Annotated in this window: 17 protein-coding genes and 3 pseudogenes; 9 read left to right on the top strand and 11 right to left on the bottom strand. The window is 53.9% G+C overall.

Features of this window, described 5'->3' with window-relative positions:
- Together RBRH_RS04120 and RBRH_RS04115 are read left to right on the top strand one after the other, a co-directional pair.
- Positions 1–750 (top strand): LOG family protein, encoded by a 750-nt coding sequence (locus RBRH_RS04120; protein WP_041753233.1) that lies wholly within the window; start codon positions 1–3, stop codon positions 748–750.
- A gap of 671 nt (positions 751–1,421) precedes the next feature.
- Positions 1,422–1,623 (top strand): annotated as a pseudogene (locus RBRH_RS04115) (addiction module antidote protein); the annotation flags it as partial.
- 47 nt (positions 1,624–1,670) lie between these two features.
- Here the strand turns inward: RBRH_RS04115 and RBRH_RS04110 are convergent.
- Complete coding sequence (locus RBRH_RS04110) at positions 1,671–3,047, bottom strand: hypothetical protein (protein WP_013434725.1); 1,377 nt, start codon at positions 3,045–3,047, stop codon at positions 1,671–1,673.
- A gap of 226 nt (positions 3,048–3,273) precedes the next feature.
- A pseudogene (locus RBRH_RS20095) lies at positions 3,274–3,384 on the bottom strand (lysis system i-spanin subunit Rz); the annotation flags it as partial.
- A 309-nt stretch (positions 3,385–3,693) separates the two neighbouring features.
- On the opposite strand from RBRH_RS20095, the gene RBRH_RS04105 reads away from it, so the two are divergent.
- The 4 genes from RBRH_RS04105 to RBRH_RS04090 all read left to right on the top strand — a co-directional run bounded on the left by RBRH_RS04105 (position 3,694) and on the right by RBRH_RS04090 (position 6,071).
- Positions 3,694–3,990: a type II toxin-antitoxin system RelE/ParE family toxin gene (locus tag RBRH_RS04105; protein ID WP_013434723.1), complete on the top strand. Its 297-nt coding sequence runs from the start codon at positions 3,694–3,696 to the stop codon at positions 3,988–3,990.
- Between the two features lie 13 nt (positions 3,991–4,003).
- The gene (locus tag RBRH_RS04100) at positions 4,004–5,134 is read left to right on the top strand and encodes a HigA family addiction module antitoxin (protein ID WP_041753231.1); all 1,131 of its coding nucleotides are present in this window, start codon (positions 4,004–4,006) and stop codon (positions 5,132–5,134) included.
- A 10-nt stretch (positions 5,135–5,144) separates the two neighbouring features.
- Positions 5,145–5,615 (top strand): hypothetical protein, encoded by a 471-nt coding sequence (locus tag RBRH_RS04095; protein ID WP_013434721.1) that lies wholly within the window; start codon positions 5,145–5,147, stop codon positions 5,613–5,615.
- A 126-nt stretch (positions 5,616–5,741) separates the two neighbouring features.
- Positions 5,742–6,071, top strand: a complete 330-nt coding sequence (locus RBRH_RS04090) for a type II toxin-antitoxin system HicB family antitoxin (protein ID WP_013434720.1) — start codon at positions 5,742–5,744, stop codon at positions 6,069–6,071.
- 60 nt (positions 6,072–6,131) lie between these two features.
- Here RBRH_RS04090 and RBRH_RS20090 read toward each other — a convergent pair.
- From RBRH_RS20090 to RBRH_RS04070, 4 genes and pseudogenes are all read right to left on the bottom strand, one after another.
- Positions 6,132–6,254: pseudogene (locus RBRH_RS20090) on the bottom strand (lysis system i-spanin subunit Rz); the annotation flags it as partial.
- A 164-nt stretch (positions 6,255–6,418) separates the two neighbouring features.
- Positions 6,419–7,408 (bottom strand): hypothetical protein, encoded by a 990-nt coding sequence (locus RBRH_RS18650; RefSeq protein WP_157864346.1) that lies wholly within the window; start codon positions 7,406–7,408, stop codon positions 6,419–6,421.
- A 167-nt stretch (positions 7,409–7,575) separates the two neighbouring features.
- A complete protein-coding gene (locus RBRH_RS04075; RefSeq protein WP_013434717.1) occupies positions 7,576–8,952 on the bottom strand; it encodes a hypothetical protein in 1,377 nt (458 codons plus the stop codon).
- A 226-nt stretch (positions 8,953–9,178) separates the two neighbouring features.
- Positions 9,179–9,712 (bottom strand): lysis system spanin subunit, encoded by a 534-nt coding sequence (locus tag RBRH_RS04070; RefSeq protein WP_049786361.1) that lies wholly within the window; start codon positions 9,710–9,712, stop codon positions 9,179–9,181.
- A 76-nt stretch (positions 9,713–9,788) separates the two neighbouring features.
- Between RBRH_RS04070 and RBRH_RS04065 the strand changes: the two genes are divergently transcribed.
- Both RBRH_RS04065 and nadS read left to right on the top strand, forming a co-directional pair.
- Positions 9,789–10,109 (top strand): type II toxin-antitoxin system RelE/ParE family toxin, encoded by a 321-nt coding sequence (locus tag RBRH_RS04065; protein ID WP_013434715.1) that lies wholly within the window; start codon positions 9,789–9,791, stop codon positions 10,107–10,109.
- Positions 10,109–10,399 carry a NadS family protein gene (nadS, locus tag RBRH_RS04060; RefSeq protein WP_041753226.1) on the top strand — a complete coding sequence of 97 codons (291 nt, stop codon included), beginning with the start codon at positions 10,109–10,111 and terminating at the stop codon, positions 10,397–10,399. The genes RBRH_RS04065 and nadS overlap by 1 nt, the downstream gene beginning before the upstream one ends.
- Before the next feature lie 48 nt (positions 10,400–10,447).
- Here the strand turns inward: nadS and RBRH_RS04055 are convergent, their stop codons facing one another.
- The 5 genes from RBRH_RS04055 to RBRH_RS04035 form a co-directional block, all read right to left on the bottom strand.
- Positions 10,448–10,759, bottom strand: coding sequence for a phage holin family protein (locus RBRH_RS04055; RefSeq protein WP_157864345.1), 312 nt, complete (start codon positions 10,757–10,759; stop codon positions 10,448–10,450).
- Positions 10,759–11,184: a glycoside hydrolase family protein gene (locus RBRH_RS04050; RefSeq protein ID WP_041753224.1), complete on the bottom strand. Its 426-nt coding sequence runs from the start codon at positions 11,182–11,184 to the stop codon at positions 10,759–10,761. Before RBRH_RS04050 ends, RBRH_RS04055 begins: the two co-directional genes overlap by 1 nt.
- Positions 11,185–11,381: 197 nt before the next feature.
- Positions 11,382–12,113, bottom strand: coding sequence for a class I SAM-dependent methyltransferase (locus tag RBRH_RS16175; protein WP_013434710.1), 732 nt, complete (start codon positions 12,111–12,113; stop codon positions 11,382–11,384).
- A gap of 335 nt (positions 12,114–12,448) precedes the next feature.
- Positions 12,449–12,589 (bottom strand): phage holin family protein, encoded by a 141-nt coding sequence (locus RBRH_RS17020; protein WP_157864344.1) that lies wholly within the window; start codon positions 12,587–12,589, stop codon positions 12,449–12,451.
- Entirely contained in the window at positions 12,589–13,014 is a 426-nt protein-coding gene (locus RBRH_RS04035; RefSeq protein ID WP_013434708.1) for a glycoside hydrolase family protein, read from the bottom strand. Before RBRH_RS04035 ends, RBRH_RS17020 begins: the two co-directional genes overlap by 1 nt.
- A gap of 156 nt (positions 13,015–13,170) precedes the next feature.
- Here RBRH_RS04035 and RBRH_RS04030 point away from each other — a divergent pair, with 156 nt between their 5' ends.
- Positions 13,171–13,893 carry a class I SAM-dependent methyltransferase gene (locus tag RBRH_RS04030; RefSeq protein WP_157864343.1) on the top strand — a complete coding sequence of 241 codons (723 nt, stop codon included), beginning with the start codon at positions 13,171–13,173 and terminating at the stop codon, positions 13,891–13,893.
- Positions 13,894–13,905 lie beyond the last annotated feature (12 nt).

Here is a 13,905-nt window from a genome sequence, read left to right as displayed (position 1 = left end):
ATGACCAAGAGAAAAGTGATTCCGAGTCTGCGTTCACTCGCAGATCAAGAGCGCGCGACAGCCAAGAAGGCCCGCGCATCGTGGCAGATGTTCACGATTATGGCAGAGTTTATCGAGGCGACCGAGTACCTGTCGGAAATCCGCCCGGCCGTCAGCCTCTACGGCTCTGCCCGGCTCAAGCCGAACTCGCCGTACTACAAGCTCGCCACGCAGATTGCCCGCAAGCTGTCTGATGCCGGCTTTGCAGTGATCTCCGGCGGCGGCCCCGGCATCATGGAAGCCGCCAACAAAGGCGCGCACGCGGGCAAGGCGCCTTCGGTCGGGCTGAACATCGAGTTGCCGCATGAGCAAAGCGGCAACCCGTACCAGGACATCTCGCTGCGCTTCAGGCATTTCTTCACCCGCAAGGTTACGTTCGTGAAAAATTCCGACGCGGTGATCGTGATGCCAGGCGGCTTCGGCACGCTCGACGAGCTCGCGGAAGTGTTGACCCTGATCCAAACGAAAAAATCGCGCCATGTGCCGATCATCCTGGTCGGTTCCACGTTTTGGAAAGGTCTGCTGGACTGGTTCCGCGACTCGCTTGAGCCAATGGGACTGATCGGCCCGCACGACGTCGAGTTGATGCAGGTGATTGACGAGCCGGACCAGGTACTCGAGGCTGTGCTCGCGTTCTATGAGGAGCGGGCGCCGGCCGAGGGCGCTCAGCCCCCGGCTAAAAGTGACGAAGATCGAATGTTCTACCTGTAGGCCGCTACTGGAGCGTGACGTCGGCAAAGCTGCGCAGCTTGAAGATGCATTGCTTTTTACAATCAGTGAGTTACAGGAATTCCTCTAACTTGCTGCTCATTGCTTAAGCACCCTCAGACGCGGGTTTGAAGGGCGTTTTTGAATCAAGTTAGACACGAGGATGGACCAATTCGGCCGTACCGCACACGCGTAGCTCTGGAGTACGCTAAGCTTGCCTATTTCGCGCTGGTCGTCCGCTGCGACGGCGAAATTAGGGTCGTTCTCCTCGGTAAGGTGGGCAGGGTCGGCCGTTCAACTAGACTTTTTCGCCAGTCGTCCGAGAATCCGAATGTTGGCGCTGGTTTGGGTTCGGAAAAACTGTGAACGCCGCGACATTCGGCGCGAGGAATCAATTCGCCTCCCCGTTCGCATCCATCGCCCACCGACGCGCGTTCTTCAGGGCCTTCTTCCAATCGGCTTGAGGTTATATCGTTTCCTCAGGGATGGCTTTTACGGGTCGCTCCGACTTGAGATGGTCGTGTGCAATTTACATCACGACTGGTGCTTGCCGCAATCCACTGTCTCTGGTCTCACCGCGCACACGTAACCTTGAAGCGCGCGGAGCTTCTCTTCAAGCTGTGGACATTAAAGCCGCGCATCGGATGTTGAACTGCCTTAATACAGAGTGAAAGATGGAAAAAATCAAGACCCGGCCATGGGATTCGGCCGAGCATCTGAAGACCGAAGAAGATATCGCCGAATATTTTGAGGCATGCCTTCTAGAAGGCGGCGATGATCCGACATTCATTGCCCAAGCACTTGGCGTGATTGCCCGCGCGCGGTATGACACAAGTTGCCCGCGATGCGGGCCTGACACGGGAGGGTCTGTATAAGGGCGCTGATGAGCCGATCGCCATAACCCACTCTGCGCGCCGCCTCCGTTAAGATGGCTCATGCCTGAGCCATGGAAAGTTCCAATTTCGAACACTGTCTAGGATGCGTGCACGGGCCGCTTCAGAGAAACGATTGACCTCCATAAACTCGATGACCTGAGCCTTGGCGAATAGCAATTTGCGATCGTTAATGGTCACGAACACAGAATATGTATCAAGCCCGGTGAGCAGACGCAATAACGCCGCTTCGCCCCTGCCATTGATTAAAGCCAACCCTTGCGGCCATACTCGCTGCGACAGCGCCTCATCCAGATAACGAATACTAGAGAGCAAGCCGAGCGCCGCCCCCTCACGCTGCGCCGCTGGCACACGCGCCAAATGGCGCTCGAACAAGGCCAATTCCTGTGCATGTTGGTCAAGCGGCAACGCCTCAATTCCCGCCGTAGGCAAATGGCGCAATGCGATTCCCCACTGCTCGTCTGGCAGCGATAAAGCTAAGTCGCGCATTTGCGCGTAGCGCACAGGCTGCTCCGTTTTAGGCAAGACCCATATGATCTCCGCCAACGCGCCAACTGCCACACCCTGATAAGAGGGTGGAAGGCGTAGAGCCTGTTCGCACAAAAACGCGTACTGCGCGGATTGACTCGGGTGTGCCCTACCCGAATGCAAATGCCCCAGTAGCCCGACCAAGACCGAAATCAGCTCCGCTTGCTCAGACACGTTCAACGACGGCAGCCGCGCCGAGAGCGCCTGATAACGCTCGATGAACTCCGGTGAGCTAATGTTGAAATCGATCAACCCAATCGCCAGTGCCGGCCAAACATTGTCCTGCTCAGGCTCGCGCTGTGCCACTAAAGCGTGAGCGAAGTCAAATACTTCAAGGCGCTGAGACCAAGGCAAATAACGAAACATCAGCATCAGCGCCTTTTGTATTTGTAACCCATGCTTCGGAATGCGCTGCGCGGCTGCGAACAATCGCTTAAACGCCTCGCCTTGCTCGGCCTCCGGCAACGCTTGCAGACGCTGGCGCAACGCGTCAAGCGGCTCGACGTGCTGCACCGGATCGGCGAGCGTGCCATCCATTTCATTGAGCAGCTGGTTGACTGACGCGAGACTTACGGCTTGGTTGGCTCGCTGCCAGTAACTGTAGACTAACCGCCTGGTTTGCATCGCATGATAGGTACGACGATCGACTGCTGAAAAATTCTCCACGTCTTGAACGGGCACATAGTCACCGATTTGCTGAATCAGCTCGGGCGGCAGGTCATGATATGTCGTGGGCCGGCTGGTCAATGGGTTCGCCAGCTCACCGCTTGCCGGTTTCAGTGTCGGCGGGGTGGCCGACGCGGCAGGCTGCGGACACGACTCCAATGCACAAACGTAGGCTGGGTAGTCGTTCAAAGCGGCATTTAGATCAAAATCCATTCACAAGCTCGGCAAAAAATGAGACACACGCAGCGCAAAGCGCTGCTGCGCAGCAGGCTAGCGAAAAACGGGCAGATTAGCACAGCGATGAACAGCGAAAGCTAGGTTGCCGGCGGATAAAGCAACGTTAACTCAACAAGCGGGGCTGCCACATCGCACATTGACAATGTAGGCAAGCTAACCGAACGCCATACGGCTCAAATAAGTGATAAGTGATGGCGCAGGCTTAGCTACATCCCGCCGTCGCCGGCCGCACCGTACATACGTAACGCTGAAGCGCGCGAAGCTTGTCTATTTCTCGCTGGTCGTCGGCCGCGACGGCGAAAACGTGTTGCGCCGGGATTGGATCACGACTCGCAAACCCTTGTCCCGCTTAGATGCTTTTCGTATTCAGTAACCTAGCTTAAGGTGCCAGAATCACAAGAAGCTGCCCAGTGTACCGCCGCTGCACCTTCCCATGTGAGCCACCCATCCCGCAGGGGCTGTGGCAAGAATGTCTCTTCGTCGCATAAATCGTGCGCCGACCGCCCCGTTCCCCTCCAAGGCAAACGCCCCGCGCCGCGTAGCGCATGTGCGGAACGAAGAGCATGCCTTATCCAAACATCCATCTTTACACATGGTGTAAAATCGTATAAAGTTCATCGGAATGGAAATCGAGTTCGCTGACCCAGACTACGACCGCTTGGAAACCGATGCCGGGTTCACGGCTGGGTTTTCTGCGCCTGTCGTTAAGGCCTACCGCAAACGGCTCCAATACATCCGCGCGGCGACTGACGAGCGGGACTTCTATGCACTGAAGTCGCTCCACTTCGAGAAGCTGAAAGGAGATAGGGACGGAGAGCATTCAATGAGGTTAAACGACCAGTGGCGTCTCATCCTCCGGCTGAAGAAACGCAGCGGGGGCAAGTTGGTCGTTGTCGTCAGCATCGAGGACTATCACTGAATCGGAGAGCAGCATGGGTGCACGTATTCCAGCCGAGGTCTTTCCTCCCGGGGAATTTTTGAAGGACGAGCTTGAGGCTCGTGGGTGGACGCAGGCCGAGTTCGCCGAAATTATTGGTAAGAACGCACGCTTGGTCAGTGAAGTGATCAGCGGCAAGCGTTCCATTACTCCAGAGACTGCCATCGCGCTGGGCGCGGCACTGGGCACGTCGCCAGAGCTTTGGATGAACCTAGAGGGCCAGTACCAGCTATCGAAGGTTCGGCACAAAGAGGACACTATTGCACGCAAGGCAGACTTGCATGGCCGCTTCCCCGTTCGCGAGATGGTTAAACGGGGGTGGATTGAAGCAACCAAAAGTGYCGATGTGTTGCAGCAGCAAATAATGGAGTTCTTTGGCATTGAGGACATTGAGCAATCGCCTCAACTTTGCTACGCAGCCAAAGCCACAACATACCATGAGATTCCTGTAGCGCAGGTGGCATGGTTCTGCCGAGTAAGGAGGTTGGCATCATACGCGCCTATCGCAGGTAGCTTTAATTCTCAGCGACTGGCAGCGGCGAAGGCTCAACTCAGCGAACAACTAGCCCACGTGGACGGCACACAACGGGTGCCGGGAATTCTGGCACAGGCCGGAATTCGCTTCGTGATTGTCGAAGCCATCGCGGGCTCAAAGATCGACGGCGCCTGCTTCTGGCTGGACAAAAAAAGTCCGGTCGTCGCAATGTCGATGAGGTTTGACCGCGTCGACAACTTCTGGCACACCCTATTGCATGAATTGGATCACGTGGCGCACGGAGAAGGACAGGCTGCACCTATCCTCGACGTAGACATCATGGACACAGGCTCAGGCAAGCCGGATATTGAGACAAGAGCGAATGAGAACGCGGCTGAGGCGCTCATTCCTAAGAGGGAAGTGGACGGCTTTATTGCAAGAGTCAATCCGATGTTTAGTGAGGAACAGATCGTTGGTTTTGCCCGGCGTATCGCAGTACATCCCGGCCTGGTTGTGGGCCAACTCCAAAATCGAGGCTTGATTCCCTGGAGCTTCCATAGGAAACACTTGGAGAAGGTCCGAGAATATGTCGTTGCAAATGCTGTTACCGACGGATTTGGTCGTCGTGTGATCGAATCATCATCGATGTAAGAGGTTCAAAATGGCAACAAAGAACGAGCAGCTTCAATCCATAGTTGAAGAGTATCGTCGTGCCGACAACAAATGGCCCGCAACCATGCGGGAAGTCGCCGCCTGGGCGATCAACGCAAAACTTTGGGCGCCTCAGCCGTCGGCCGTCATCGGCCAGTGCGCAGAAGAACTATCACGAGCACTTCGAGACGAGTACGTTACTGACCCTCAGGGCCGGCGAATTCGAACAAAACACGCGGCAACATACACCACCGGCGACGGCGAGCAGCTTGTTCTGTGGGATGATATTCGCACTGCGCCGAGCGATCATATGAGACGGGCCTTTCAGCAGCGTCGCCATCAGATCCTCGGCGACTGCAAGCAACTGAAATCGGATGTTGATAGCTTTAACCAAAACCGCCAGCCATCTGAACCGATTCAGATCGTCTTCGATTTCACGTTGGACTTGGAAGAGGCTGCATACTTGAAGCGCAGCGCTTAGGGGGAACTCTTGATCGGTCGTGCCGAACGGCTGCTGCGGAGCCGCGCATAGAATACTTCGAGCGCTCCTCTGGTACCAAGTTCGTCAGGTGCTGATGGCAATTGACAAACTGATGGAGCAGTCCAAATGAGCATCGACCACYACACTTACCGCGTTACATGGTCGCCTGAAGACGGCGAGCACGTGGGATTGTGCGTAGAATTTCCTTCACTCTCGTGGCTTGCCGCCACCCCCGAAGAGGCGCTCACCGGGATTCGCCAAGCCGTTGCTGATGCTGTGGCTAATATGCAGGCTAACGGCGAGCGCATTCCCAAGCCCGTTGCCGATAGACATTTCAGCGGAGAGTTCCGAGTCCGTATTCCGCCGCAGCTACATCGTATGCTGGCGATGCAAGCCGCTGAGGAAGGCGTGAGTTTGAACCGGCTCGCTAGTGCGAAGCTAGCAGCGTCAGGGTAATCTATGTTACTTGGCAAGCTACGAGAATGACATACAGCTAAAATATTGATGACGCAGATGTCAATTGCATCCAGCCGTCTGCGGCCGCACCGCACACACGTAGCGCTGAAGCGCGCGAAGCTTGTCTATTTCGCGCTGGCCGTCCGCTGCGACGGCGAAAACGCGTTGCGCTGGGATTGGGTCGCGCCCCACAAACCCTTATCCCGCTTGAGGGTTCTTCGCTTTGCGGAACACAATCCGTAATAATAGTAGGCTTCTCGAGCCGCACTTCAGCGGGACCATACTGCCCACGTTGCAAGGCAAGCTACGCAGCTTGCCTTGAGTGAGCCGTCAGCGTCGCTCGTTCATCACGCTTGCGCCGATGTAGAGGCTTGGCCGCTCGGTTGCTCCGAGGTGGGAATTTTGCCAATTTCGCTAAGGGGCCGATGGGTGAGGATCAACTTCTTGTACACGCTACCATTATCTGCAAGCTGGGTGACTTCACCGTTTTCTGTCCATCTTCCTTGTCGCAGTAGCTGAGTATGCAGGTCGACTTCTTCCAGAAAGGCATTTGTGTTACCAACAGTAACAGGCAGGCAGTTGTTTTTGCACCCGATGGCCTTGCCTTCGCCCATGCTTATCATCGCATGAACAAGTTGACGTTCCTCCGGCGCGTTAGGGTCGAAGAAGCCGATGACGTCTCCACGTGGCACCTCTTTAAGAGCTTCGGCACTGCTGACTTTTTTGTCGTTGAGTGAAATTACATCGAGTGAGCCAGTCTGCACGTGCATCGAATCATACTCTGACTGGGGAATGATCCCCGCTTTGACCGCACAATACCTGGGCAGATTCCAACACATCAGATTACTTATGTTCTCGAAGGCATTTCTATCCACCAGTTCACCTGTTTCGTCGCGCGCTAAGGCATCTATTGCGACCCTCAATGCTTCCTCGGAGAAGGTGCGATGCTGAGCTTGCGTCCAATTGGACCGAGTCGCTTGGTAACTCTTCAGGGGATTTTCCGTATAAGGGAAAAAGGGATGTGTGCCGTCGGCGTGAAGCAGATCTTGAGGCGTTAATGAGAAGAATTGGGTCCTATTTTCTCCTTCCGAGCCAGAGCTTGAGCTTGGGCGAGGCGGCGGGCAACAACTTGCCATCGCTGCGCTTACATCTGATAAGGTTTCTGCTGCAACTTCGCGTACCCTTGACGACAATGCGGCCAGATTGGTGAGCGGTCCGGATGCAACTTGACGGGTCGCCTGCGAAGTCTGGTGCAGAGGAGCACTCGAACTGCCTGTCTGTATGGACGGCGGGTAAGTAACAGTCGGCGTCGAAATGCGTGACGATGACGGATCCATTGAAGCACCTCCGAAGAAAGGTTTAAGCTCCAATGTATTCACCTGACTGACGCAACACGCTAGCAACGCGAAACACTAACCGACTAACCGAAACGAACGCACGTATCAACTCATATTAAGGGCGCTGATGGGCCGATCGCCACAACCCACTCTGCGCGCCGCCTCCGTTAAGATGGCTCATGCCTGAGCCATGGAAAGTTCCAATTTCGAACACTGTCTAGGATGCGTGCACGGGCCGCTTCAGAGAAACGATTGGCCTCCATAAACTCGATGACCTGAGCCTTGGCGAATAGCAATTTGCGATCGTTAATGGGCCGGAACACAGAATATGTCTGAAGCCCGGTGAGCAGACGCAATAACGCCGCTTCGCCCCTGCCATTGATTAAAGCCAACCCTTGCGGCCATACTCGCTGCGACAGCGCCTCATCCAGATAACGAACACTAGACAGCAAGCCAAGCGCCGCCCCCTCACGCTGCGCCGCTGGCACACGCGCCAAATGGCGCTCGAGCAAGGCCAACTCCTGTGCATGTTGGTCAAGCGGCAACGCCTTGATTGCCGCCACAGGCAGACGGCGAAATGCGATTCCCCACTGCTCGTCTGGCAGCGATAAAGCTAAGTCGCGCATTTGCGCGTAGCGCACAGGCTGCTCCGTTTTAGGCAAGACCCATATGCTGTCCGCCAACGAGCCAACTGCCTTACCCTGATAAGAGGGGGGGAGGCGTAGAGCCTGTTCACACAAAAACGCATACTGTGCGGATTTACTTGGGTGTGCCCTATCCGAATGCAAATGCCCCAGTAGCCCGACCAAGACCGAAATCAGCTCCGCTTGCTGGGACACGTTCAGCGACGGCAGCCGCGCCAAGAGCGCCTGATAACGCTCGATGAACTCCGGTGAGCCGATGTTGAAATCGATCAACCCAATCGCCAGTGCCGGCCAAACATTGTCCTGCTCAGGCTCGCGCTGTGCCACTAAAGCGTGAGCGAAGTCAAATACTTCAAGGCGCTGAGACCAAGGCAAATAACGAAACATCAGCATCAGCGCCTTTTGTATTTGTAACCCATGCTTCGGAATGCGCTGCGCGGCTGCGAACAATCGCTTAAACGCCTCGCCTTGCTCGGCCTCCGGCAACGCTTGCAGACGCTGGCGCAACGCGTCAAGCGGCTCGACGTGCTGCACCGGATCGGCGAGCGTGCCATCCATCTCATTGAGCAGCTGGTTGACTGACGCGAGACTTACGGCTTGGTTGGCTCGCTGCCAGTAGCTGTAGACTAACCGCCTGGTTTGCATCGCATGATACGTACGACGATCGACTGTTGAAAAATTCTCCACGTCTTGAACGGGCACATAGTCACCGATTTGCTGAATCAGCTCGGGCGGCAGGTCATGATATGTCGTGGGCCGGCTGGTCAATGGGTTCGCCAGCTCACCGCTTGCCGGTTTCAGTGTCGGCGGGGTGGCCGACGCGGCAGGCTGCGAACATGACTCCAATGCACACATGTAAGCTTGGTAGTCGTTCAAAGCGGCATTTAGATCAAAATCCATTCACAAGCTCGGCAAAAAGTGAGACACACGCAGCGCAAAGCGCTGCTGCGCAGCAGGCTAGCGAAAAGCGGGCAGATTAGCACAGCAATGAACAGCGAAAGCTAGGTTGCCGGCGGATAAAGTAATGTTAACTCAACAAGCGGGGCTGCTTTATCGCACATTGACAATGTAGGCAAGCTAACCGGACGCCATACGGCTCAAATAAGTGATAAGTGATGGCGCAGGCTTAGCTACATCCCGCCGTCGCCGGCCGCACCGTACATACGTAACGCTGAAGCGCCCGAAGCTTGTCTATTTCTCGCTGGTCGTCGGCCGCGACGGCGAAAAAGCGCTCTGCAACCGCTGCGTCGAGGTCTGCGTAGGCGGTGGCTCCATCGCCCACGCTGGCGGTGCTGGCAATTCCGGACAGATCGTCGTCACGGGTTGAACAGTTGCGGACGGCGACACGCAGCCGCTCAGTGCCAGCAGCAAGAGCAACACGATAACGACGACTGTCGGTTTCATGGGCTTGGCGTTCCTTCGTGAGTTGCGCATCCAGGGCTTCGATTCTCTTCGCTGCTGCTTGGCGGTTCTCCGATGCCTTACGCTCAGCGGCCAGCACGGCATTGGAGATGGCTTTCAACTCCAGGGCGTGCCGCTCACGAACGACAGCGGCTTCGGCATGGGCCTGCGCAAGCTGGGCGCAGTAGTAGAGGCCAAGTGCTGCGCCGGATAGCGTCGCGGCGAAGAACACGAGCACCCAAGAGGGTTTGATTTGCATGGTTAATATCCAGCGGTCCGGCCGCCAGCCAGCGGCACCCCTAGCCGCCGCACTATACGCCAATGGCGTATAAAATATGAGGCATGGAATTCATCGAAACCCCAACACTCACACGCTTGCAAGCTGCTCTACTGACAGACGACGAATATACGGGCCTTCAAAATGTCTTGATGGAAAACCGCAACGGGGCAACATCATCAAAGGTGGTGGTGGAATTCGCAAGCTGCGCTATGCGCTGCCAGGGCGCGGCAAGAGTGGTGGGGTGCGAGTGATTTACTACTGGCTCAGGGACGATCAACAGATTTATATGCTGTTGATCTACCCCAAGTCGAAAAAGGATAATCTCACTGATCGGGAAACCGCTGTGCTGCGCGAGTTTGTAAAGGAGCTGTGGTGATGGAACAAGCATTGCTCGATGACTTAGTGCAAAGTCTGAAAGAGGCCAAGGCGATTGCTCACGGGCAAGCTCCGGCCTCCCGCCGGATCAAGATAACGACGCCTGACGTGAAGACCGTGCGCGAGCAGATCAGGCTGTCGCAAAACGAGTTTGCCCGCTTAATGCGCGTCAGCGTCAAGACGCTGCAAAATTGGGAGCAGCATCGCCGCAACCCGACCGGTCCCGCTGCCGCCTTGCTCAAAATCGTGTTGACAGGGCCCGACACCGTGCTCAAAGCGTTGCATGCTTGATTAAAGTGTATGATTTTTATAGAAAACGGCACTTTTGCTTCAACGGTTTTACTGAGCATCTGTGCCTTCGCCTCGCCCTGTCGGCATGTTACCCACGCATTTTTGAACGACCGCCTCCAGCGCCGACTGCCCTAGGATCCCTAAAGCAGAGGCGAAGCCCACGAGCGCGGTCGGGTGCAGATCGTTAAAGACCGTCAGTGCAGCACCGGCGCTAGCGGACAAAGCCGCACCAATGATCATACGGCCGAACACGAGACGCGCGCAGATGCGCTCGCCACCAACAAGCAGCTTACCGAGTCCGATTATCGCGCCGATAGTCAGTAGCTTTAACAGATCTCTTTCATGTTCGTTCAAGTGCATCATTCTTTCCCGGTGCGCATCATGGTCGCAAGACGGTATGCGCGAGCGCCGACTTGCGTGGCCCACTTTGAGGCGAGCATTCCGTTGGCCGCCGCTTCATAATCACCGCGCTGCATCGCAGCCAGCGTGTTCGCAAACGTGAGCAGCTTGCGGCCCATGTTGAAAGCCATATTGATGATGACGCGCTGGCGTACCGCATCGAGACTACGCCACCACGGCAGGTGGCGATCGAGCCACGTTATCGAACGCATCACATCATTTTCCAGTAGTAGACTGCATTCGACATCACTGATTCCGACATCCGTTAAATTGCGTCCGACGCCGATGGTGGTCTTGCCTGCCGTATCCAGGTAAGGTTTCAGGCGTCGTCCTTCGTCACGGCTCAATTCCGACAGAAGCGTCGGCATATCGAATATCTTGGTCATATGCGCTCGAGTTCGAGGCGATAAAAAAAACCCGGCACAGGGCCGGGTTTGCAAAAAAGATTGTGCTGAACAGGTTAATCTTCGCTACATCTGTATTCATTGCTGTAGGCTTTGAGCGCCTACCTCATTGTCAGTGGCGACAACAACAATATTTTAAAAACAAAAAGCAAGCAGGCGCACCATAGCTGTTGATAGACTTAGCAATTAACATTCCTTGGCTTGGCAATCGCAAGAATATTTTTACCAAATAAACGCCTCGTAAATAAATCCAACACGAGGCTAACAGGAAATATTATTTTATCAAATAAGACCAACGAAAAATGACTCGGCTCACCCGATTTATTTCCAATGAACTTAAAAGCGACTGCCATCATGAAACCAAGCGCATCTCGATAGCTGATTTCCTCGACTTCAAAGCCAGCTTTCTCTAAACTGGCTTTCAACATTGGTATCGTGTACCGGCGATAATGTCCAACTTTATCGTCCATGCTTGTCCAAATTATATTGAATGCTGGAACAAAAATAGCCACACGACCATCTGGAGTAAGCTTTCTCTTGATTTTTGAAAGTGCAGCAACGTCATCTTTGATATGTTCAAGAACATTTGAGGTATAAACCATATCAAACTGCCCTTCTACATCATCAATACATTCGTAAGCGTTGAATTTCCTAGCGCGCAAAGTTTCCCGCTGTTGCAGATCAGGTTCTACCGCCACAGGCTTTATACCAGTTTTTTCCAAAAAAATAGCACTTAAGGTCCCTACGCCCGCACCAAAATCGAGCACCGACTGTTTATAAAATTTATTTTTACAAAAACACCGCACAAATTGCTTGACAATCCAATTATTATAGTTTTTTAAATTTTCCTCGTTAGCAATTAGTAGATCTGCACCAGTATAAGCAATGCTTTTACTTTGATTACTATTCATGAATATTACTAAACTCCGTTTGGTATGCTCATCTGAGCTGGCTAAGCAACAAACCGTTGATCAGCCTGCACATCCCGCCACAAAAACAAAGATACCCTGTTTTTCCAAGTCTGGAAAGTAGCGCAATTTTGTTCAACATAGCATGAGCTGGAATGCAGTACTGAAATGGCCATTACCGATTGGCTGATAGCGTTTGGCAGTCTAGCTAGCAAAGCGGCTCCTAGATCAAATGCCCCGATATTCGATAAAGCACAGTGCGTAATATGGCAGCCTGTCCTCGTGTGCAACGTCACCATCCGCGTCGCTAATTGCAACATTGACATTGGCGCTGTGAATTAATGCCCGGCAACAATGACGCGGCCCATCACCAGCCGTGGCCTGACCCGCTCGCCATCGGCAAGCAGCTTATCCAGCCCCAGTATTGCACCGATGAAGGCCAACGCCAGTAGATTTTTTTCGTGTTCATCGAGTTGCATCAACTTGCTCCGGTACGCATCATGCTCGCCAGACGTTGTGCGCGAGCGCCCACTTGCGTGGCCCACTTCGAGGCAAGCATGCCGTTGGCCGCCGCTTCATAATCACCGCGCTGCATCGCAGCCAGCGTGTTCGCAAACGTGAGCAGCTTGCGGCCCATGTTGAAAGCCATATTGATGATGACGCGCTGGCGTACCGCATCGAGACTGCGCCACCACGGCAGGTGGCGATCGAGCCACATTATCGAACGCATCACATCATTTTCCAGTAGTAGACTGCATTCACCTTCACTGATTCCGACATCTGTTAAATTACGTCCGACACCAATGGTGGTTTTGCCCGCCGTATCCAAGTAGGGTTTCAAACGCCGCCCTTCGTCTCGACTCAGTACCGACAAAAGGGTTGACATATTGAATGTTTTGGTCATAGGCGTTCCAGTTTGAGACTGGTGAACTAAAAAATCCGGCGTAGGGCCGAGTTCATAGAAAAGATTGTGCTGGAAAGGTTTGAGGCCTTATGATTGTATGGTCGCAAGTACGTTCTTTTCTCCCGGCGGCATGTGTTTAACAAAAAGATGAAGCTTATGAAACATCAAATTCACGGTCCCTATTTGACCGGCTATATGTATCAGATACTTGATTACTTTAAGAAAAACGTATCTCCGTCAAGAGTTCTCGACATTCCTGCTGGATTGGGCAACTTCGCACAAGCGCTGGAGCAGTTGGGTCATACCATCGTGAAAGTCGATTTCCGTAAAAAAAATGGATTTGTCAATGCAAACATGGAGGCACCTTTACCGTTCAAGGACGGCGAATTTGATGTAGTAACGTGTCTGGAGGGAATTGAGCATGTCATTAACCCTGTTGGACTCGCCCAAGAGTTGGTACGCGTGACGGCCCCAGGAGGCACTATTATTATTTCCACGCCCAATATCACGAACCTACATTCTCGACTTCAGTTCCTGTTCACTGGGACTTTCTTCCAGTTCGATGCCAACAGCATGCGCCAAACCAATGGGACGCCGATCGATCGTGGGCACGTCAATCCGTTTACGCCACTTCACCTCATTTACATATTCGGCTCCCAAGGTTGCAGCTTAAAGGAGATACGCGTTGACCGGGCAAAGCGAAAAGTACTGTTTCCACTTTATCTTATCCTAAAACCATTTTCTTATTTGTGGACGCGGAAAGTTGTCAAGGGAACGCCCCAGGAAACATACCCAGGAGTAAAGTCCGTGCATAGTTTGTTAACGAGATTTAAGTTAATGTTCGGTCGATCTCAAATACTTTTCTTTAAGAAAAACTAAAATTTTTGGACT

Source organism: Mycetohabitans rhizoxinica HKI 454 (assembly GCF_000198775.1).
Taxonomy (GTDB): Bacteria; Pseudomonadota; Gammaproteobacteria; order Burkholderiales; family Burkholderiaceae; genus Mycetohabitans; species Mycetohabitans rhizoxinica.
This window is presented reverse-complemented; position numbering and strand designations above follow the sequence as displayed.

Bases quoted from the DNA above. Each gene is read 5' to 3' on its own strand.
- RBRH_RS04075 (WP_013434717.1), bottom strand. From the start codon at position 8,952: ATGGATTTTGATCTAAATGCCGCTTTGAACGACTACCAAGCTTACATG.
- nadS (WP_041753226.1), top strand. From the start codon at position 10,109: ATGGAACAAGCATTGCTCGATGACTTAGTGCAAAGTCTGAAAGAGGCC.
- RBRH_RS04055 (WP_157864345.1), bottom strand. From the start codon at position 10,759: ATGCACTTGAACGAACATGAAAGAGATCTGTTAAAGCTACTGACTATC.
- RBRH_RS04065 (WP_013434715.1), top strand. From the start codon at position 9,789: ATGAGGCATGGAATTCATCGAAACCCCAACACTCACACGCTTGCAAGC.
- RBRH_RS04120 (WP_041753233.1), top strand. From the start codon at position 1: ATGACCAAGAGAAAAGTGATTCCGAGTCTGCGTTCACTCGCAGATCAA.
- RBRH_RS17020 (WP_157864344.1), bottom strand. From the start codon at position 12,589: ATGCAACTCGATGAACACGAAAAAAATCTACTGGCGTTGGCCTTCATC.
- RBRH_RS04035 (WP_013434708.1), bottom strand. From the start codon at position 13,014: ATGACCAAAACATTCAATATGTCAACCCTTTTGTCGGTACTGAGTCGA.
- RBRH_RS04110 (WP_013434725.1), bottom strand. From the start codon at position 3,047: ATGGATTTTGATCTAAATGCCGCTTTGAACGACTACCCAGCCTACGTT.
- RBRH_RS04095 (WP_013434721.1), top strand. From the start codon at position 5,145: ATGGCAACAAAGAACGAGCAGCTTCAATCCATAGTTGAAGAGTATCGT.
- RBRH_RS04050 (WP_041753224.1), bottom strand. From the start codon at position 11,184: ATGACCAAGATATTCGATATGCCGACGCTTCTGTCGGAATTGAGCCGT.
- RBRH_RS18650 (WP_157864346.1), bottom strand. From the start codon at position 7,408: ATGGATCCGTCATCGTCACGCATTTCGACGCCGACTGTTACTTACCCG.
- RBRH_RS04030 (WP_157864343.1), top strand. From the start codon at position 13,171: ATGAAACATCAAATTCACGGTCCCTATTTGACCGGCTATATGTATCAG.
- RBRH_RS04070 (WP_049786361.1), bottom strand. From the start codon at position 9,712: ATGCAAATCAAACCCTCTTGGGTGCTCGTGTTCTTCGCCGCGACGCTA.
- RBRH_RS04105 (WP_013434723.1), top strand. From the start codon at position 3,694: ATGGAAATCGAGTTCGCTGACCCAGACTACGACCGCTTGGAAACCGAT.
- RBRH_RS16175 (WP_013434710.1), bottom strand. From the start codon at position 12,113: ATGAATAGTAATCAAAGTAAAAGCATTGCTTATACTGGTGCAGATCTA.